General features: G+C 54.2%; 18 protein-coding genes. 1 reads left to right on the forward strand and 17 read right to left on the reverse strand.

The features are described 5' to 3' along the window. Window positions 1-95: 95 nt before the first annotated feature. From PGR09_RS06180 to PGR09_RS06255, 16 genes are all read right to left on the reverse strand, one after another. Window positions 96-470 carry a DUF3592 domain-containing protein gene (locus PGR09_RS06180; RefSeq protein WP_045382186.1) on the reverse strand — a complete coding sequence of 125 codons (375 nt, stop codon included), beginning with the start codon at window positions 468-470 and terminating at the stop codon, window positions 96-98. An 8-nt stretch (window positions 471-478) separates the two neighbouring features. Beyond that, window positions 479-2,752, reverse strand: a complete 2,274-nt coding sequence (locus tag PGR09_RS06185) for a type VI secretion system Vgr family protein (protein ID WP_316422299.1) — start codon at window positions 2,750-2,752, stop codon at window positions 479-481. A 38-nt stretch (window positions 2,753-2,790) separates the two neighbouring features. Then, on the reverse strand, window positions 2,791-3,165 hold the full coding sequence (locus PGR09_RS06190) for a hypothetical protein (protein WP_430915924.1): 375 nt from the start codon (window positions 3,163-3,165) through the stop codon (window positions 2,791-2,793). Continuing rightward, the gene (locus tag PGR09_RS06195) at window positions 3,162-3,551 is read right to left on the reverse strand and encodes a hypothetical protein (RefSeq protein WP_315710500.1); all 390 of its coding nucleotides are present in this window, start codon (window positions 3,549-3,551) and stop codon (window positions 3,162-3,164) included. The genes PGR09_RS06190 and PGR09_RS06195 overlap by 4 nt, the downstream gene beginning before the upstream one ends. Window positions 3,552-3,645: 94 nt before the next feature. Continuing rightward, the gene (locus tag PGR09_RS06200; protein WP_315710502.1) at window positions 3,646-5,070 is read right to left on the reverse strand and encodes a serine/threonine protein kinase; all 1,425 of its coding nucleotides are present in this window, start codon (window positions 5,068-5,070) and stop codon (window positions 3,646-3,648) included. A 24-nt stretch (window positions 5,071-5,094) separates the two neighbouring features. Continuing rightward, entirely contained in the window at window positions 5,095-7,713 is a 2,619-nt protein-coding gene (gene tssH / locus PGR09_RS06205; RefSeq protein WP_430915925.1) for a type VI secretion system ATPase TssH, read from the reverse strand. A gap of 49 nt (window positions 7,714-7,762) precedes the next feature. Continuing rightward, window positions 7,763-8,806, reverse strand: coding sequence for a type VI secretion system baseplate subunit TssG (gene tssG / locus PGR09_RS06210; protein WP_430915926.1), 1,044 nt, complete (start codon window positions 8,804-8,806; stop codon window positions 7,763-7,765). After that, window positions 8,803-10,674 carry a type VI secretion system baseplate subunit TssF gene (gene tssF / locus PGR09_RS06215; protein ID WP_430915927.1) on the reverse strand — a complete coding sequence of 624 codons (1,872 nt, stop codon included), beginning with the start codon at window positions 10,672-10,674 and terminating at the stop codon, window positions 8,803-8,805. The genes tssG and tssF overlap by 4 nt, the downstream gene beginning before the upstream one ends. A gap of 2 nt (window positions 10,675-10,676) precedes the next feature. After that, window positions 10,677-11,240: a type VI secretion system baseplate subunit TssE gene (gene tssE, locus PGR09_RS06220; protein WP_213292541.1), complete on the reverse strand. Its 564-nt coding sequence runs from the start codon at window positions 11,238-11,240 to the stop codon at window positions 10,677-10,679. Continuing rightward, the gene (locus PGR09_RS06225) at window positions 11,237-12,031 is read right to left on the reverse strand and encodes a type VI secretion system accessory protein TagJ (protein ID WP_315710506.1); all 795 of its coding nucleotides are present in this window, start codon (window positions 12,029-12,031) and stop codon (window positions 11,237-11,239) included. The genes tssE and PGR09_RS06225 overlap by 4 nt, the downstream gene beginning before the upstream one ends. A gap of 9 nt (window positions 12,032-12,040) precedes the next feature. Further along, window positions 12,041-13,024, reverse strand: a complete 984-nt coding sequence (locus tag PGR09_RS06230) for a hypothetical protein (protein WP_063447110.1) — start codon at window positions 13,022-13,024, stop codon at window positions 12,041-12,043. Between the two features lie 21 nt (window positions 13,025-13,045). Further along, entirely contained in the window at window positions 13,046-13,840 is a 795-nt protein-coding gene (locus tag PGR09_RS06235) for a PP2C family protein-serine/threonine phosphatase (RefSeq protein ID WP_015705455.1), read from the reverse strand. Further along, a complete protein-coding gene (gene tagH, locus PGR09_RS06240; protein ID WP_430915928.1) occupies window positions 13,840-15,567 on the reverse strand; it encodes a type VI secretion system-associated FHA domain protein TagH in 1,728 nt (575 codons plus the stop codon). The genes PGR09_RS06235 and tagH overlap by 1 nt, the downstream gene beginning before the upstream one ends. Window positions 15,568-15,647: 80 nt before the next feature. Next, a complete protein-coding gene (locus tag PGR09_RS06245; RefSeq protein WP_213316095.1) occupies window positions 15,648-16,055 on the reverse strand; it encodes a putative T6SS immunity periplasmic lipoprotein in 408 nt (135 codons plus the stop codon). Next, window positions 16,046-16,588 (reverse strand): hypothetical protein, encoded by a 543-nt coding sequence (locus PGR09_RS06250; protein WP_430915929.1) that lies wholly within the window; start codon window positions 16,586-16,588, stop codon window positions 16,046-16,048. The genes PGR09_RS06245 and PGR09_RS06250 overlap by 10 nt, the downstream gene beginning before the upstream one ends. Window positions 16,589-16,643: 55 nt before the next feature. Then, window positions 16,644-17,126, reverse strand: a complete 483-nt coding sequence (locus PGR09_RS06255) for an Hcp family type VI secretion system effector (protein WP_015366565.1) — start codon at window positions 17,124-17,126, stop codon at window positions 16,644-16,646. 273 nt (window positions 17,127-17,399) lie between these two features. On the opposite strand from PGR09_RS06255, the gene PGR09_RS06260 reads away from it, so the two are divergent. Continuing rightward, the gene (locus PGR09_RS06260; RefSeq protein ID WP_047079156.1) at window positions 17,400-17,615 is read left to right on the forward strand and encodes a hypothetical protein; all 216 of its coding nucleotides are present in this window, start codon (window positions 17,400-17,402) and stop codon (window positions 17,613-17,615) included. A 190-nt stretch (window positions 17,616-17,805) separates the two neighbouring features. Here PGR09_RS06260 and PGR09_RS06265 read toward each other — a convergent pair whose 3' ends face one another. After that, on the reverse strand, window positions 17,806-18,468 hold the full coding sequence (locus tag PGR09_RS06265) for a hypothetical protein (protein ID WP_315710513.1): 663 nt from the start codon (window positions 18,466-18,468) through the stop codon (window positions 17,806-17,808). Window positions 18,469-18,489: the final 21 nt, after the last annotated feature.

The following is an 18,489-nucleotide window of genomic DNA, read 5'->3' on the forward strand; positions in this document are numbered from 1 at the left end:
ACTGTGTTATACATCTTAGTAATCACTGACACTTAGAGAACCGACTCTAAGTGCCCACCAATAACCTTATATGTTGTATTGAATTCTGAAATACATTACTTACGTCTTAGATTGGGTTTAGGGATAGTCAGGATGTATTTATGAGGTTCTTTTTTCGAATAACTCAACGGTATCTTTTCCCCGGGCTGAAAATCATTTATTTTCATTGCATCAATAACGGTATCAGCCTCTCCCTCTAATGTTGTACCATTCTCGATGACATAATTGAACTTAACTGTAATGTTAATAAACCCTGAGTTACCACCTGAGCGGCTACGAACACCAGTAATAGTTCCCAGAACACTTACACCATCCGTCTGAATGCCTTCTTTCAATTTCTTATTTTTGAAATCGCGAATGAGAAGAGACGCAAAAATATAAATAAAAAGAATTACAACAGCTAATACGATTAGGTTTGTGACAATTCTCATATATCCCTCTAAATAAACATAAACACTGCAGCCGCATGCAGACTCATAGCAAGCGAATCAAATTCCACACCAGCCACGCGGGTTTTTATACCGTTATCAAAATGTATAGTAACAGGGTTATTTTCTAATTTCACCCCTGTCAATCCGAAACTTAATGGGGTCAGCGATATGCTGAGGCCTTTCATATCAATACCTGTACCTGTTAATCCCAACGATATACCTACATAACTTTCCTGGTGACCATGTGCATTGGTGACCCAGTATGGTGTATCAAGGTTAACTTCGGTGTCGCTGTGTATGGTGATTTTATTTGGCGAGGTGATTAAAACTTCACCGCCGGTGACGGTTTGTGTCCATTTGCCGTTAATCGTTGTATTAACGTCACCTGTAATTTCTGTATGTTGTCCTCCTGAACTGACTATCAAGCGATCGCCATTTTTTATTTCCGCGTTCCTGCCCCCGGCATTTATAAAAAGCTCCTGCTTACCCGTAACGATCGTAGTGGATTGATCACCTTTGTCTATTTTAGTTTTCTGGGTACCGGTAATATTATTAACTTCCCCACCAGCAGAGATGGTCAGTTCTCGGCCTTCTTTAATATTTATAATTTCTGTTTTATTGAGGTTTATTTGTTCAACGTCATCAACTGTAGTTGTTCTTTTCTTCTGATAATGAAAGGATGAATCACCAACGACAGTATCGCTTTGCTCTTTACCTATTGTGGTAGTACGGCAACCATCAATATTGACATGTTTATCATTCTCTACCGAGATCTTCATATCTTTCTCTGAATGCATCTCGACAGATTCATTGCCCGGATTATCTTCGAAGAACAAGAAACTGCTGTTATCAATATTCCCATCCTTACTCCGCGTCATAAAGCCCATCCGGGTGGCGTCGCCGGGGAGATCCCATGGCGGCATGCTGGCTTCATTATACACACGTCCGGTGACGATCGGGCGGTCAGGATCGCCGTTGATAAAATCAATGACCACTTCATCGCCGACGCGGGGAATTTGCACGCCGCCAAAGCCCTGGCCTGCCCAGGCGCTCGACACGCGAACCCAGCAGGAGCTGGTGTCATCGCCTTTGGCATGGCGGTCCCAGTGAAACTTCACTTTGATGCGGCCATACCTGTCGGTCCAGATGCTTTCCCCTTCAGGCCCGACAACTTTCGCCGTCTGCGGGCCATAGGTGCGCGGCCAGTCGGTTACCTGCGCCGGGCGATAGACTACCGAAGAGGGGATCACTCTAAAATGGATTTGGTGCGAGATGTCGCTATTACCGCCGCTGGCGTAGCTGTTCTCTTCAAACAAGTAATCTGCGGCGGTCGTCAAATATTCGCCGTTATCGCTAAAGAATGGCGCATTGGTTAGGGTAAACGTTGCGCCGGGAGCGATGCCCACCGCGGTGGCGGTTGCCTGAATTTGCTGATGTTCCACCTGCCAGCGCTCCTGGCGGATACGGGCGTAGAATTCACCGTGTCCGTGATCGACAAACCGCCCCGGCCAGTCGTACACGTCGATACTGCCCGGCGAGGGCGAAGCAGGGTTCTGCCGCGCCTGGAACAGCCAGGCGTTAGGTTTACGGAAATCATAGTCATCGAGGCTGTAGATCCCCGGCGTCACGCTATCTTCCAGCGCCCACTGACCGATCCCCTCTTCAGTGGTAATACCGCCCGATGCCGTCTGGTGGTAGGGAATGGTTTCATAGCCGCTTACCGGTTGATGCTGGGTGGCTGAATCGGTCAGAACCATCGTATGTTTACCCGCCTCGTGGCGGAAATGGTAGGCAATCCCCTCCAGCTCCATCAGGCGGCTGATAAAAGCGAAACTACTTTCCTGATACTGGACGCAGTAATCCCAGACGCGGTAACTACCGTTCAGCTTATCCTCAACGTTGACCTGATATTCGCTCAGCAACGTATTGATGATCTGCGGTACCGTCTGTCCCTGGAATATACGCAGGTTGCGGTCGCGTTTCATCGGCCATAAGTCGGGTTCAACGGTCAGTTGGTAAGCGGCGTAGCGGATACCGCTCAGTTCAACGGCGTTCACCGCCACGCGGGTAATTTTACCGTTGAAATAACGCGAACTCAGCGCGTTTTGCGTCGGAATAGTCACGGTCACCGGCTGGCCAAGCAGCTTGCTGCGATCCAGACGCGCATCGCTGCCAAGCAGCGTTAAGCTGAGCTCGAACATTTCCGACATGGCTTCATGTCCGCTGAGTTTCCAGAAAAGCAGCCCCTCAACGGGGAGCTGAACGGTGATCCTGTTAGACATAATATTATTCCATTCAGGGAGATACAGTTTGTGCAGCGCTAGCTGCGCGTTAACAGTGGGTTCGGCAGATCGACCAGCACCTGTTGCGAGTCAAGGCGCAAGTAGCGTAACGGAATCGGCTTTCCCGGTTGAAAGTTTTGGATACGCGTAATATCAATAACGATATCCCGCTGACCGGTCAGCAATTCACCTTTTTCGTTAACGTAATTAAAATCGACGCTAATATTAATAAACCCGGAATTACCGCCCGAGCGGCTTCTCACATTTGTGATGGTGCCAGATACCGCAACGCCATCATTGTGAATAGCCGCTTTGAGTTTTTTATTTTTCGCATCGCGAATCAGCAATGACGCAAAAATATAAATAAACAGTAGGACCACGGCCAGAACGATTACGTTAGTAAAAATATTCATCTTTCACTCGTCAGTTTTGGCTTATCGTTTATATCTCTTACAAACACAATGGCGTTATCTTTTGGATCTAGTTTTGCCTCATAATTCACTCCGACCTGCCAGGCATCGAGGGTAATTAGCAAAACCGTTTCCTGGTGCTTTTCCACAAGCCACGTTTTTCCATTATTTAAATCCTGTACCCGCAGATCCATATCAATGACAGGATTGTTGTTGATAAATAATCCGGTTTGCCGCATTGCGAGTATCGTAATCTGGATATCGTTCCCGTTTTCGATAATCCGCTGCTCTCGCCGTTGCGAGTTTTTTACTATGCGGTTGGCAAGGTAAAAGCTGATGAAAATAATAACCAGCGTCAATACTGCGTTGATAATCCAGCCTGGCGTCATTAAACACTCCTTGTTGACCAGTGATATCTTGCTAAATGATTAGCCCCCCCGCCGTTCATTGCCGGCGGAGGGATTTCGCTCTCAATTGCGCCATCTAACTCGATGGATTAATAAGCCAGGTTCCCGGTTTGGCGATCTCCAGCGTCTGCTCGCGGGTTTGTCCATTACCCTGCAGGGTAATTTCATAATGCCCCGGCGCCAGCTTCAGCGAGGCGAAGCCGTTCGTGGCCGGTTGCGTATTATGAGGTTCGCCATTGAGTTTGAGCTTTTCCCCTTCCCGCATGCGCACGTAAACCTGAGCAACAGGCGCCGCAGCGGCGGCAGGTTTACTCTCTTTAACGGCAACGGGCGGAGCGGGCTGCGCGTTAGCGGTCTGCGTTGTTACCGGCGGCGTAACCGCCGCTGGCGGCTGGGTGCTGGCGCTCTGTGCTGGTTGCGCCTCGCTGCTGCCGCCGCTGAACAGCATACCGCCGGCAAAAATGCCGACCAGTACGCCTGCGGCGACCATCCCCGGAACCTTATAGCGCCGCCAGTCTGTCGCGGCCGGCGCCTGTTCTTCCTCTTCGACCAGCGCCAGCATGGTGCCGGTTTTTTTGACCGACAAGACGTCATCGATACTGGACACCGGCATTTCAATCAGCTCGGCAAACGCGTCAATTGACTGGGGACGATCCTCCACCCGCAGCGCCAGAGCTTTATCCACCGCCTGTAGCAGCGGCAGCGAGTAACCTGCCGGCTTCAGTTCCGCCAGCGGCTGATAGTTGTCCTGAATACTCCGCACCACGCTCACCGGCGGCGGTGAACCCACGATCAGCGTATGCAGCACCGCGCCGACGGCATAAATATCGGTCCAGGCGCCCTGTTCGCTGTCATTATCGTCGGTATACTGCTCGATAGGCGCATACCCCGGGCGCAGCATGGTTTCGGTTTCGTCGGACAGATTACCGATGGTCCGGCGCGCCGAACCGAAATCAAGTAGCACCGGCAGGCCGTTATCCTGGATCTGGATATTTTCCGGTGAGATATCACGATGCAAATAGCCGGCGTCGTGAATGGTTTTAATGGCGCCGAATAGCATCGGCAGCATCCGGCGGATCCATGCCTCATCGATGAGGTTTGGCTGCTGTTCGCGCAGGCGGCTCAAAGTGGTGCCGCTATAAAACAGCGTGCCCATATAGGCGGTGTCGTTCTGAACCCAAAAGCGCAGCACGTGCAGCAAGTTGGGATGATTAAAGCGCGCCAGCAGCCGCGCCTCCTGGATAAAGCTGTTTAATCCAGCGGAGAACGCTTTGCTAAAGCGCTCGCTACGCAGTACCAGGGTCATATCTTCGTTACGTACCGCCAGCGACGAAGGCATAAACTCTTTAATCGCGATGGTACGTTCCAACTGATGGTCCCAGGCGCGATACACAATGCCGAAACCGCCGCCGCCAATCACTTCCTTTATTTCAAATTCGTTAAAACGATACCCGACCGGCAGCGCGTTCAGGACAGTCCGATTGTTTTCGTGATCCGTCATCTTAAGACTCACTTTCTGATGGTGTTACGCGGCAAACTGACAATGAAACTCGCCTTGCGCATAGCTGATGCGCAGTTGCGTAAACTGCTCATCGTTACGGTTGGCGGTTAACAGAATTTGGCTCATCTGCGGCAGCAGCGTGTTGGTCAGAATCGCATCGACCATACGCCCGCCGGATTCCATTTCGGTACAACGCTGAACCACCTGCTCGACGACGCTGTCGTCAATCTCGCAGACAATGTTGTGATTGTCATGCAGACGGCGCTGAATACGCGCCAGCTGCAGGCGCACGATTTGCCCCAGCATCGCATCGCTCAGCGGATAGTACGGCACCACCAGCAGGCGGCCGAGCAGCGCTGGCGGGAAGACCTGTAACAGCGGCTGACGCAGCGCGCCGCTCAGCGCTTCCGGCTCGGGCATCAGATCCGGGTCGGCACACATGGCGCTAATCAGCTCGGTACCGACGTTGGACGTTAAGATAATGATTGTGTTGCGGAAATCGATATGGCGGCCTTCACCGTCTTCCATCCAGCCTTTATCAAACACCTGGAAGAAGATTTCGTGCACGTCCGGATGCGCCTTCTCGATTTCATCCAGCAGCACCACGCTATACGGGCGGCGTCGTACCGCTTCAGTCAGCACCCCGCCTTCGCCGTAACCCACATAACCCGGCGGCGCGCCCTTCAGGGTCGAGACGGTATGCGCCTCCTGGAACTCACTCATGTTGATGGTGATAACGTTCTGTTCGCCGCCGTACAGCGCTTCCGCCAGCGCCAGCGCGGTTTCGGTTTTACCTACGCCGGATGGACCGCATAGCATAAAGACGCCGACCGGCTTATTGGGGTCGTCGAGCCGCGCGCGTGACGTGCGCACACGTTTGGCGATCAGATCCAGCCCGTGGCGTTGGCCAATCACTCGCTGGTTGAGCGTGTCGGCCAGGCTCAGTACGGCGTCAATCTCATTTTTGACCATCCGCCCCAACGGAATGCCGGTCCAGTCAGCGACCACCGCCGCCACCACGTTCTCATCTACCGCCGCGAACAGCAGCGGCATCTCACCCTGCAGGGTTTTTAGCGCCAGCTGTTTTTCATTAAGCGTCTGGCGCAGCGCCGGCTGGGCGTCGTCATCGGCCTCCTGCAATTGCGCGCGCAACGCGATGACTTCATCAACCAACGCGCGTTCCTGCTCCCAGCGACGACTCAAGGTATCGCGTTCAGTTTCCTGCTGCTGACGCGCCTGCTTGAGTTGCTCAATGCGCTGGGCATCGCCAATCGCCACCCGGTTCTCGCGTTGGGCAATCTCCAGTTCCACATCCAGGGCGGCAATGCGCTGCAGGCAATCTTCCAACTGCGGCGGCGGCGCGCTTTGGCTGACGGCGACGCGGGCGCAGGCGGTATCCAGCAGCGCTACCGCTTTATCCGGCAACTGCCGCGCGGGAATATAACGATGCGACAGCTTCACCGCCGCGTTGACCGCTTCATCAAGCAGCAGCACCCGATGGTGTTTCTCCAGCGGCGATACGGTACTGCGCAGCATCAGCAACGCTTTCTCTTCATCCGGCTCGTGGATTTGCACCGTCTGGAAACGGCGGGTCAGCGCCGGATCTTTTTCAATATATTTTTTGTACTCAGCCCAGGTGGTCGCGCCGATGGTGCGTAACTGTCCGCGCGCCAGCGCCGGTTTCAGCAGGTTCGCCGCATCGCCGGTGCCCTGCTGGCCGCCTGCGCCAATTAGAGTGTGGATCTCGTCGATAAACAGCACGATCGGCGTCGGGCTGGATTGCACTTCGTTAATTAACGCCTGAAGACGGGCTTCAAATTCGCCTTTCATGCCCGCACCGGCCTGCAGCATGCCGATGTCCAGCAGCCACAACTCAATATTACGCAACGGCTGCGGGACATCGCCTGCGGCGATCCGCCGCGCCAGCCCTTCCACCACCGCGGTTTTACCGACGCCGGCTTCCCCGGTCAGCAGCGGGTTGTTCTGCCTGCGGCGCATCAGGATATCCACCATCTGGCGGATCTCTTCATCACGGCCGACCACCGGATCGATTTTGCCCTCCTGCGCCCGCTGCGTCAGATTCTGTCCGTACTGGGCCAGCGTGCCCTGCGCCGTCGGCGTCGGCATCGCGCCAGTATTGGCCGTCTCCACCGCCGCCTGCTGGCTCTCTTTACTGGCGGCCAGCAGCGTCTCAAAGCTCTCGCTCAACGCATCGACATTGATTTTGCTAAACTGCGGCGAAATACCTTTCAGAACATTAGCCAGATTCCAGGTTTTCAGCAGCCCTATTAACAAATGGCCGCCGCGGATGCGGTTGACGCCATATTTCAGCGAGCCATAAACCCACGCGCGTTCGACGGCGCTATCGATATGCTCAGAAAGGTCGGAGACAGAGCTGGCGCCGCGCGGCAGCGCATCCAGGGCCGCGATGATATCGCGGGTCAGCGCCTGCTCATCAAGGGCGAAATGGCGGATAATGTGTTGCAGGTCGCCGTCCTGCTGCTGCATCAGCTGATGCAGCCAGTGCACCAGCTCAACGTAAGGGTTGCCGCGCAGTTTACAAAAGGCGGTTGCGCTTTCCAGCGAGGTAAACAACAGCGTATCCAGTTTGCCGAAGAGTACGGCACGGCTGATTTCTGACATGTTCGGTTCCATTGATAACATTAATAAAGGTGTCAGAGAGCAGACGACATCAGGCGTCGCTCTGCTCCACGCTAAACACTAAATCGCCACGCGGCGCGGGGGCTGGCTGGCGGCCAAGCCAGGTGCTGTAGCCGAGTTTGCCGTCGCCGCTGAGGACCGTACCGGGTACTTCATCGCCGCGGATAAGTACCCTGACGTCCCATGCATATTCGATCCCGAGATACTGGCGGACCCAATCGCGTAATTCGTTCACCGCGTTTTCGCCCGGCAAAAAACGGGCGTATTCGGCGGCGCTAAGCGGGCCGATTTCAAGGCGGAATTTATGCTGAACATCGCGTACCGCAACGCCGAGAAACGCCGAGACGCCCAGGCGAGGCAGACGCCTTCCCGCCCCGAGTTGCGCTTGTTCTCGCGAGGTCAGCGGCATCCATTGCGGCACGTTGCTGATAATGTTGATCGGGACTTTGAAGAAATTTCGCAGGATCTTCTCCAGCCCTTCCGGATCCTTGCCGTGGCGGCTGAGATGACCTGCGTGGGTGAAACGCGCATGCGGGCTCAGGTCGCCCTTCTCCAGTTGCCCCGGCTGGCCCATGCCGATGAGTGAGGCGAGATAGCGCTCAAAGCGGCGGTTGTCCGCACGGTCTAACGATACCGTTGGCTGCGCGTCGGCCCAGGCGCGGTAGAACAGCAGCGTCAGGCGGTGGTGAAAGAGATCGGCAAAAGCGCTCAGGCTGTCGTCCTGATGATGATGAATACGCTCGCGGGCGTATTCGGTCATATGAACCGGCAGCGGGCCATTGGGGCCGAACAGACCGAAGCTGAGAATCGATATCTCATGCACCGCGCTATTTTCCCGTTTTTGCGCGCTGGCCAGCGTCGCGGGGGCAAATCCCATTGAGGGCGTTTGCCCGATGCGCAGCGATTCAAATTTCGGCAGCGGCGCGCGTCCAAGCGGGTAACGTTCGCCTCCTTGCGCGTCAATGCGGCGCAGCAGATGAAAAAGATCGTAGCGCCAGGGTGCGGCGGTAACCTCGCGCCAGAAAACGTCCGCCAGCGGTGTCAGGCGATGAATGGTAGCCATCGTCTCACTCATATCAGCGCCCTTTTACCCATTCGCGGCGTCCAGTAACCGATTTCGCCGCGCTGCTGGCTGCATAAGGTGAACTCGGTAAAGCTGTTGAGCGACACCAGCCGGGCAAAGACCCGTTCCAGTACGCTGCCAAACAGCCACGGGCTGGCGCCGGAAAAAGCGCGCTCATCTACGGTTAAGGTAATGCCGATACCGCGGGCGAAGACGATGGGTCCCGGCTCCGGCACCCGGCGATGAACCGGTTCCAGTACGCAGTGGCGTACCCCTTCGATTTGGCGGGCCACGGCGGTCTCCGCCAGCCCGGCATACAGCCCAAGCAACTGGCGTAGCGCCGCGGCGCCTTCGCCATTTTCACCGTCCATCAGGCTGAGATAGTTCATTTGCAGCTGGCTTATCAGCCGCCAGGTGCTGAGCCCTTCCGCCAGCGCCGGGCGCGGCGGCGTCGGGCCGCTACGCATTTTCAATGTTTTTACCGGTAGCGAATCCGCCAGCACAAATTGCCCCAGCTCCTGTTGTAGCATCAACGGCAGGTCGCGGCTGGTGCACAGCACCTCGGCGGTGATATAACGCAGATCTTCCTGCCACGGCGCATGCTGCTCATCGACCAGTGAGACAAAGGTCTCAGAACCGGTATAGCCGGTACGCGTGCCATAACGCAGCGCGTGTTCGGAAAGCACCCGCTGTTCGCGGCGCAGTGAAAAATAAGCGCCGTAATCTCCGGCATCCTTGCTCCACGAACTCCAGAATGGACGGAACTCGCGATCGTCGCGGTGGCCATCGGCGCTACCGTGAATTTTACTCACCGAATAGATTTCGTAGTCCAGCGGGCGGATGTTATCGACCACCAGATGGTATTCATGCTGGCTATCGCTTAGCGACTGGCGGGCGGCGATTTTCGGAAACAGGTTAATCACCGGCGTGCAGTGCAACGCGAAGTGGTTAGCTTCCACCACTTGTTCCAGGCGGTCGTCGGTTTTATCCAGCAGAATGATGATATCGAATGATTTTTCTTCCTTGCACTGCCCAATTAGCTTGCTCAGGCCGTTAATACTGATAAAGCGGAAGCGCGCCGGGAAGGCAAAGTATTCGTGCAGCAACCGGTAGCCGTCAAAATTGCGAAGATCTTCCGGTAGCAGCGCCTGATTGGCGGCGAATCCCTCTTGTTGGATAGCCTCTTCGCTCAGCGAAAAACGCAGCGGATCGCGCCCGGTGGTCTGGCACACCACGCCGACCTGGTGGGCAAGAATCAGTTCCAGCAGGCGCAGCGCCTCTATATCCGGTCCGCTTAAGAAAAACGCCAGCCGGTCAAAGGTCAAATGGCCAAGATGTTGAGCCCCTTCACAGCTGATACGCAGGCGCAAAGCGCTGACGGCGCCGCGCTGGCTGAGTCCAAGCGCGGCCAGCGGGACATCGGCGGGGATCCCGCCAAGTTCGGCTTTCTCAATACGCAGCGGCAACAGCGTGACATCGTGCGCGGTGGTGTAGCTACAGGTGACGCCGTTTTTCTTCAATACCTGGCTGTCCATCATCGTACCGCGCGGCACCACGAAACCTTTACTCAGATCGCCTTTATTGATGTCCGGCTGCAGTTCGGCTATCGCCATCGACGGCGTAGGCGCCAGATAATTGGGCGCGATCATCTCCAGCAGGCGCTGTGAAAAACGCGGGAATTCGGCGTCCATTTTTAGCTGCACGCGCGAAGTCAGAAAGGCGAAACCCTCCATCATCCGCTCAACGTAAGGATCGGCGACCTCAATACCGCGCATGCCCAACCTGCCGGCAACCTTCGGATAGCGTTCGGCGAATTCAGCGCCCATCTCACGCAGATAGGCCAGCTCGCGGTTGTAATATTCAAGCAGTTTGCCTTCCATCGTTACCCCGCGTCTTTCAATTCAAAGTGGCCATTTTCGAGATCCACATCGGTACGGAACAAAAACTCTAATGGATACGGTACGCACCACAGACGCCCTTTAATTTCAATCGACAGGACGTTATGTAAATCCAGTGACTGGGTATCAGAAATACAGCGGACCTGAAGCCCCTGCGGCAGAATGCGCGGTTCGAAGCTGATAATCGCCTCGGTAAGTTTGCGCTGAATATCCTGCCATTCAATGTCCGACATCCGTTTCCCGGCCAGCGGCGCGACGCCAAAATTAACCACCGAACGGCGCACGTGCGCCAGCGCGGCCAACGCCTGCGGATCGTCATGATTGATGGTATTGAACAGCCACTGCAGATCGCGCAGCACGTGACGGCGCAGCGTACTGTGGGTGATCAGGTTGCTGTTAAGCGGCTCCGATTTTTTCTGCGGCTGATTATCGGTCAGGCGGTCGAGCAGCGACGGCTGCATCTTATCGCGGGCGCCAATGGTCTCTTGCTTGCTACGCGCCTGCCAGCCGCTGCGCAGCGCGTCACCGTCGCGTACCGTTTTGTTCATGCAAAACTCACCACGTCAAGAGAGAGAATCGGGAATTCATGGTTATCGTTAAGCCACACTTTCTGCCCGTGGCCCTGATACAGCGATCCTTCGTCGTCCAGCGGCTGCCACTCGGTGGCGCGGCCCAGCTGGAAGCGCGCCTCCGTCTGGGGCGTGACAGGGTAACGCGCGGGGATCTGACACACCTGCTCGCTTCCATCGGTCAGGCGCACCAGCGCATGGCGCCACACCAGATCGGTGACGCTCGCCGGGGCCTGAAAACGAATTTCGGCGATAGCGGCGAACGGCAGCCAGCAATACCGGCCATTGACGATAAGTTCGCAAACCGGACCCAGACGCGCGTCGCCGTCCATCAACCAGTGAAAAGCGACCGCGGGGGTATCCGCCTGATTGAGATTGCCAGGATTAAGGGGCGCCTGTTCAAAGGCGGCCAGCCGCTGTCGCTGGGCGGTTTCTGAATCAACACAAAGCGCGGAGGCCAGCGCAGACAACCACGGCCACTGGCTGTCCGGCATCTGCGGGCGTGCGCTACCGGCAAATACCGCATCGCGCTGCTGCTCGCCCTGAATGCTCTGTTCCAGCAGGGTGACCGTTGGCCGGGCCTGCGGCTTCAGCGCCAGCCAGCTTTTTAGCTGCGCCAACGCGCGCGCCCAGTTACCGCTCAGGCATAGAAACTGGACGAACGCCGCGCGCAAGTCGGCATCGGCGGGACGGCTTTTGATGTCGCTTTCCAGGCGCTGCAGCGCCGCGTCGACGCTTTCGCCAGCCAGCTGTTGATATAGCGTGTTCATCGTCGCTCCTTAGTTTGCCGCGCGCCATGCGCTGGCCGCCGGATTACGCAGCAGCGGGTGCAGGCCGTCGATCAGCACAACGTTGAGTTTGATATCCGGCGCCAGCCACGGCGACCAGACGCTCCGCGCCGCCTCTATCCGCGCCTGTAGACGCGACGGATCGTTGGCCAGTTCGCGGGACATTTCGATAGCCAGCGTGCCGGTCATCTGCCAACCGTTTTGTCCGGCGACATAGGGCAGGATCATCCAGCTTTGTTGGGCGTTTTCATTGCTGACTACCATGCGTTGGTTATTGACCGCGGTGATCAGAAGTTTGTTGGGGTCAGCGGCGGCATTGAGACCCACTACCGGGAAGCCATGCACGAACGTGACGGTGCTCTGCTTTTCTTCGCCGTTCACTGATTGAGTGATGACGGTGCGTCCGCTCAGCCAGCCGCCCTTTTCGCAACTACCGGATTCAACGGCGGGAATGAATAAGGCGGCGGCGCTTTCCTGCCAGAAGGTGCGCAGTCGGCAGCCGCCCTGCAGCGTAAACTCCTGCCACGGCGTGCGGTCGGCGGCGGGAGACAGTTTTTCCGCCTTCTCTTCCGGCGGCAGCCAGGCTGGCGCGACGGGCTTTTCCGCCGCCGCGACGGTCTCAGCGGGCGCGACTTTTACCGCCCATTTTTTGTTTTTCGCCGCGCTACCCTGGGCGATATGCCCATTATTCGCGTCAACCAGCGTCCAGTTCAGCTGCTGTAAACGCGAACACTGATGCTGCATTAAGGCACCGACGCGCGGCAGGAAGTTATCCAGTATTTTGACGTTCTTATTGCCGTTGGCGACGATGCGTAGCGCCACTTCATCAGCGCACCAGTTCTGCGCGGTGTTGCCCTTGATGTTATCGATCCAGACATCCAGTTTTTGCGAAGGCGATTGCACGATACGGTAGTTTTCCGCCTGCGCGACGCCGGTGGCGGCAAATATTGCCGCACCCAATATCCAATGTTTCATAAAAATCCTTCTTAGCCTGTCTCAATCCCGCAGTGGGAAAAATTGCGCGGCGTCGGCCAGCGAGTGCAGCAGCGTCGCCTCTTCCGGACTGCCCATCCATACCGCGACGGCGCTGTAGTTGTCCTGCGAGGCCTGGTCGCCGTCATTGTTTCTCTGAAGATACTGATTCATCAGGGTTAACCACTCCTGCGGGGTATTGACCATCTGCAGGGAGGATTTCATCTGCTCTTCGCCAACGCCGTGCCAGAAACCATCGGTACAGAGCAAAAAGGCATCGCCGTCTTCCACCGGCACCACATCGCTATAGCTGGCTTCCGCGCCGTCGCTGGCCATGCCTAACGCCCGGTACAGCAGATTACTGTTAATATCGTCGGTCTGATGTCCGGCATCTTTCATCTGTTGGACCAAACTGTGGTCAGTGGTGACGTGGTACAGCCAGCCGCGGCGAAACAGGTATAACCGGCTATCGCCGGCGTGGGCCCAGTAGGCCAGCTTATAATCGCGATCGATAAACAGGCTCACCAGCGTGGTGCCCATTCGCCGATAATCCGGCGTCGCCTGCTGTTGTTGGAGAATGGCGCCGTTGGCCTGCTGCACGTACTGGCGAATGGTCTGGGCGTTCAGATGATTATCGCCGTCAAACCGATCCAGAATCGCGTTGCGCGCCAGTTCCGCCGCCACCTCGCCGCCGGGCAACCCGGCAATGCCGTCGCAGACCACAAAGCAGGCGGAGCGCTCACCGACGCATTCGCCGGTCTGATCCTGATTGCTGGCGCGCGTTCCCTGGCGGGAAAGAGAAGCCGTGGTAATGTCCATTATTCTTCCGATCCGCTCTGTGAGTCTTTGTACTGATTCACTTCCATGTCATAGGCATAGAGGAACGCTTCGCCAAACAGGGTGTGGAAATCGTCTTCAATTTCCCCGGCGGTTTCGCCGTAGGTACGGACAAAATAGTCCCATAACGCCGCTTTCCGGCTGGCCGGAAGCGCCAGGCGCGAAGTGTGGCCATCGCGTTTAGCCTCTTCTTCCAGTTGCTCGGGGTTAAAGGACTGCAGCATCGCGGCGATAATGGCGCGGATCCCCGAGATCATCCCTAACTGATGGGCCTGCAGGTCGATCAATGCGTCGCGTACCGATTTTTTCGGCGGCATAAAGCCCGGCATCCGCGCGCCGAACATCTGCATCAGCACGGTTTTCCCGGAAGGCAACAGCTTGAACGGGTTGTTGGCGTCGTCCAGTACCATGGTCATATCGGCTTTGACGCCGCGTTTGAGGATCGAACGCGAAGAGAGCAGCGCGACGGTGCCCTGCGAGAACATGCTCAGCATTTGACCAAGCTGACGCATATTCTCTTTGTCGAACTGCGGCACCGGCTGCATATCGCCGAGCCCCATGCCTTCCAGTAAGGCTTCCAGTAGCTCTCCCTGCAGCACTTCGCCGTTACCCGGCTGCGGCGTGCTGGTCGCCTGATGTTCATGACGTACGGGATCGATACGCAAGCGCCCTTTTGGCGTCTGGGCGGCTTGCCGCGCCACGGCCTGCGGCGTCGGTAAGGTTATTTCCGGCGCTTCTTCGCGCGCTGCCGCGGGCGGCTCCTGCGGCGGCTGGGTCATTAATAATGGCGAATCAAAAGCGGCATCAGGCTCGTCGGCAACCGTTTTAGCAGGCTCTTCGGTGCTGAAGGCATCTACCGATGTCAGCGGCGCGCCGCCCATTAGCCCCAGCGGATCGTCATGACGCGCGGTTTTGGCGCTAGCGTCGCCGCCGAAGAGCGCCAGCGGATCCAATTCTACCTGCGGCTCATCGGCGACAGGCTGAGCCGGTTTTTCAACTGGCGGCAACAGCGTCGTTGGCGTAACGTCGGCAAAGATACTGTCGCGGTCAAATGGGGTGTCATCGGCAAACAGGTCGTCCGTCGCCACCGGCGGGCGCTCAAACAGCGGTTCGCTATCAGCGAACATCGCCAGCGGATCTTCCGGATTACGTTCGGCAGGCTTCGGCTCGGCAAAGGGATTCGGCGCGTTATCGGCCTGCGGCTTGGCCCGGCTGCTGGAGATGCTGTCGGCAATCGAGAATTCCTGCATCAGGCTATCCCAGATTTCTGACGGCACCGCGGTTGGCGCGGCTTCCGCCACGGCGGGCGCTGCGGCTGAGTTTGGCGTTGTCGGTTTCGCAGTGACAGGCGGCTGACCGCTCGCCGCCATTCGGCTGATCGGTTGGCTATCCTGCAGCAGATCGCTGACTTCGATGCGATAGTCGTCAATGGCGAGGATATCGCCATCCTGGAGTTCAACCTGACGCCCCCGCTCCAGCGGGATCTCGTTGAGTACCACCCGCGTCACGTTGCCGCGATTGGTAATTTTGCACTCGCCGTCTGCCGCCACGTGGACGATGGCCTGCAGGCGAGAAATGGCGCGGTCGTCATCCGGCAGCACCAGGTTATTGTCCGTGCCGCGCCCAATGGTACCGCCCGGCGCGTAAAAGTCACAGCTCCCCTGCGGGGGCTGATGACCGGCTTTGGTCGAAATAATCGTGAATCGCATAGCCTATTCCTGCTGATATGATTGGCGCACAAACGCTGCCGCTCTCGAAATAAGAACGGCGGCGTTTGCGGGGGCACATTTTATTCAGTCTGTGTAAGCTTAAATTGCCCTGAAGCACTTTCTACTAAGGAGAATCGAGCACCATAACGAACGGAATCGTTTTTACCAGACACCTTTAGTGCAACATCATATTCTCCAGCTTGCCATGTAATACCACTCCATTGGTGACACTGCTGGCTATTTAACATCGCGGTAGGGCTGAACGTCGCTGGCGGTGATATTGGTTTCCATTCATTGGCCGTTTTTTTCATAATGGTGGGCGAAGAACTAGTGATAGGCGCTTCCAGCCCTGAGTTAACGGGGAGAGCAAAACAAGGTTCATTGTTTTTTAGTGTTACTGAAAACGTCTGATATTGTGCCGGGTGAGGTACACAGGCGTTTATCATGATTGTGAACGCCAATATAATAAAAAATTTACTCATAACCATGTCCGCCGATCTTTAGGGTTTTTAATAAACAAAGATAACGCCTGTAAATATTTATCTCTTAGATTTGGCCCAATAATCCCCTCAAAACCTGTGATGTTTACAAAATCGCCCAAGCCGTAATTAATTAGATAATAATAATCTGAAATTATAGAGGCCTGCTGTTCCATACCAAAGTTCGACAATTTCTTGTTTGGAGGTAAAGAGTAATTATAACTCACTGCCCAACTGAATACCCCTCTGGTTCGAACATTCATTCCAATCTGATGCTGCAAAACATGAACCATCTCGTGTATGAACCAGTGCTTATATCGAGGAGGCTCTGTTGAAAAATCATCACGATAATGCGGCTCTCGGAAATACATTTCACCATTAGGTGTCATTGCAAAATTATTTGATTGCATGTTAAATGGTAAGTAACTTTTATTATGTACTTTAACTTCAGAATATTTTATTGCGCCGCCAAAAACCAAACGTGCCAATGCTATCTCGCCGATAGTAAGAGAACGATAACCCCCTTCCTGCAAATTTGCCATGTATCCTTCCTCCTTGATTGAGAATGGCCGGGGAAAATCCCCGGCACGTAGGCAATTATGCTTCTTTATTTTCTTTGATATTCCAGCCGGCGCTGCTTTCTGCCCCTTTACCGCCAGCGGAAGTCTGCTCCCAGTACTGCTGTTTCACTTTCGCCGCCTGGAAGGCATAGGTTACGCCAACGGTGTCGCCGTTATCGGCGCCGGTGTACTGCACGGAAGTCACCAGTACATCTTCGAGGGTGATTCGCGCATATTCAACCTGCTGACCACCGGCTTTGCAGACCGAAAGTTCAACTTTGGTCAGGTGCTTGCCGCTGGAGCAGTGCTTCAGAATCGCGGTGGTGGATTTGTCGATCAGCGCATTTACGTGCAGGTCGTTGAAATTAACTTTACCCGCACCGCCACCGCCGCCCACGCTCATATTACCCGGCTGGGATGCGCCCCAGGAAAAAGAGGTAATATCAGTCCAACCGGTGTGATTAGAATCTTTTGATTCACCGGTTACACCCTCGACCTTCAGAAACATATCAATAGCCATAATATCTACTCTTCGTTAATGAAAATTATTGCTTTCGAAAAAGCACTTATATGGCAAACAGGAAAGCATGGGGCTGAATAAAACCATCCATATTTTACTATTGCCTCAAGCCTGACGAGTTAAACCGTACAGACCACTTCAGAATAGCCGCATTATGACAGCAACTACTCTAAGTTCCCTTCTGTCGCTCAGTATTTCGGACAGGTGCTAGACAACTAATACCTGGTTAATCTAGAATAAATCCAACCAACTACAGCAAAAAAGGATTGATGAATGAAAAAAGCGCTATCGGTAGCATTGATAATTATACTTTCAATTATTGGCATATTTTCTCTTGTCAATATTTTTCAATCATTATGGTATATTATTTCGCTTGAATCATTCAATACAATAAATATTGGACTGCTTGTCGGAAAAATAATTTTCACCGCCCTTGTTTTTATGGGGGTTCGTATTTTAATCAAATTGTGTCGCGCATCACAACTTTGATTTTACCCTCTCTGCGAAATAGTATATGGCGAGAGATGCGATAATAAGCAACATCAAAAGAAACACATTTTTCGCCAGCGCTACAATATCACCACCCCAGTCACATACAAAAATATAATAACCTAGAGTTGTAAAAAATAGAATGAATGAAAAAATCAAAAGAATATAAACACATAAGTATTTAATGATTTTATTTAACACGACCAACCCCTGATAGGAAATGGTTGAATATTTCTTTATCTATAGCGCCATGAGCTTGTTGGTAGTTGATTGCAATGATAAATGGCTTAATATTACCCTCAACCAGAAAATATAATAAATCTAAATCACCAATTCCTCGCAATTGATTATAAATCTCTTTGTTTAAATTGCGTAGCTCATATGATGTATAAATGGACCTCGAAATAGACGCCCCCACACTTAATACTCCAGTCACACCTACGGACACTAAAAAACGAGGAATTATTTTAGAAATAAACAACGAAACCAACTCGTTCACAAATGCCATTTTGAAAGCAATGCCACCAACTTGCGAACCCCCAACTTTTATCAGAAGTTCTCTCGATTGTTCTTCAGAAAGACCACATAAATAACGTTTTATCACCACATTCACTAATCTGCGTACTTCTTCTGAAGTTACACCTTTTTTAATGAGGCTGATAAGCCTGATTTTATCTGTTTCATTGCGCCAGCGATGATCAGAGTCTAGAAAATCTTTAGACAACATCCAAAGATCTTCTGGAATAGACATGAAGCCACTAATCGTGCTGTTAGCAAAAATCTCAATACTGCTTTTTTTGCCAGAGTCAAAAATTTTCAACATACCATCGGCGATTTGTTTCGGCGTACTCATTCCCAAATTCGAATCTCCCTG

It is taken from the genome of Klebsiella sp. 141251 (assembly GCF_050600725.1).
Lineage (GTDB): Bacteria > Pseudomonadota > Gammaproteobacteria > Enterobacterales > Enterobacteriaceae > Klebsiella > Klebsiella aerogenes.

Excerpts from the sequence above, each read along its gene's own strand:
- PGR09_RS06195 (WP_315710500.1), bottom strand. The coding sequence starts at position 3,551 with ATGACGCCAGGCTGGATTATCAACGCAGTATTGACGCTGGTTATTATT.
- PGR09_RS06190 (WP_430915924.1), bottom strand. The coding sequence starts at position 3,165 with ATGAATATTTTTACTAACGTAATCGTTCTGGCCGTGGTCCTACTGTTT.
- PGR09_RS06225 (WP_315710506.1), bottom strand. The coding sequence starts at position 12,031 with ATGAACACGCTATATCAACAGCTGGCTGGCGAAAGCGTCGACGCGGCG.
- PGR09_RS06200 (WP_315710502.1), bottom strand. The coding sequence starts at position 5,070 with ATGACGGATCACGAAAACAATCGGACTGTCCTGAACGCGCTGCCGGTC.
- PGR09_RS06245 (WP_213316095.1), bottom strand. The coding sequence starts at position 16,055 with ATGGTTATGAGTAAATTTTTTATTATATTGGCGTTCACAATCATGATA.
- PGR09_RS06230 (WP_063447110.1), bottom strand. The coding sequence starts at position 13,024 with ATGAAACATTGGATATTGGGTGCGGCAATATTTGCCGCCACCGGCGTC.
- PGR09_RS06235 (WP_015705455.1), bottom strand. The coding sequence starts at position 13,840 with ATGGACATTACCACGGCTTCTCTTTCCCGCCAGGGAACGCGCGCCAGC.
- PGR09_RS06250 (WP_430915929.1), bottom strand. The coding sequence starts at position 16,588 with ATGGCAAATTTGCAGGAAGGGGGTTATCGTTCTCTTACTATCGGCGAG.
- tagH (WP_430915928.1), bottom strand. The coding sequence starts at position 15,567 with ATGCGATTCACGATTATTTCGACCAAAGCCGGTCATCAGCCCCCGCAG.
- PGR09_RS06180 (WP_045382186.1), bottom strand. The coding sequence starts at position 470 with ATGAGAATTGTCACAAACCTAATCGTATTAGCTGTTGTAATTCTTTTT.
- tssE (WP_213292541.1), bottom strand. The coding sequence starts at position 11,240 with ATGAACAAAACGGTACGCGACGGTGACGCGCTGCGCAGCGGCTGGCAG.
- tssH (WP_430915925.1), bottom strand. The coding sequence starts at position 7,713 with ATGTCAGAAATCAGCCGTGCCGTACTCTTCGGCAAACTGGATACGCTG.
- PGR09_RS06265 (WP_315710513.1), bottom strand. The coding sequence starts at position 18,468 with ATGAGTACGCCGAAACAAATCGCCGATGGTATGTTGAAAATTTTTGAC.
- PGR09_RS06255 (WP_015366565.1), bottom strand. The coding sequence starts at position 17,126 with ATGGCTATTGATATGTTTCTGAAGGTCGAGGGTGTAACCGGTGAATCA.
- tssG (WP_430915926.1), bottom strand. The coding sequence starts at position 8,806 with ATGAGTGAGACGATGGCTACCATTCATCGCCTGACACCGCTGGCGGAC.
- PGR09_RS06260 (WP_047079156.1), top strand. The coding sequence starts at position 17,400 with ATGAAAAAAGCGCTATCGGTAGCATTGATAATTATACTTTCAATTATT.
- tssF (WP_430915927.1), bottom strand. The coding sequence starts at position 10,674 with ATGGAAGGCAAACTGCTTGAATATTACAACCGCGAGCTGGCCTATCTG.
- PGR09_RS06185 (WP_316422299.1), bottom strand. The coding sequence starts at position 2,752 with ATGTCTAACAGGATCACCGTTCAGCTCCCCGTTGAGGGGCTGCTTTTC.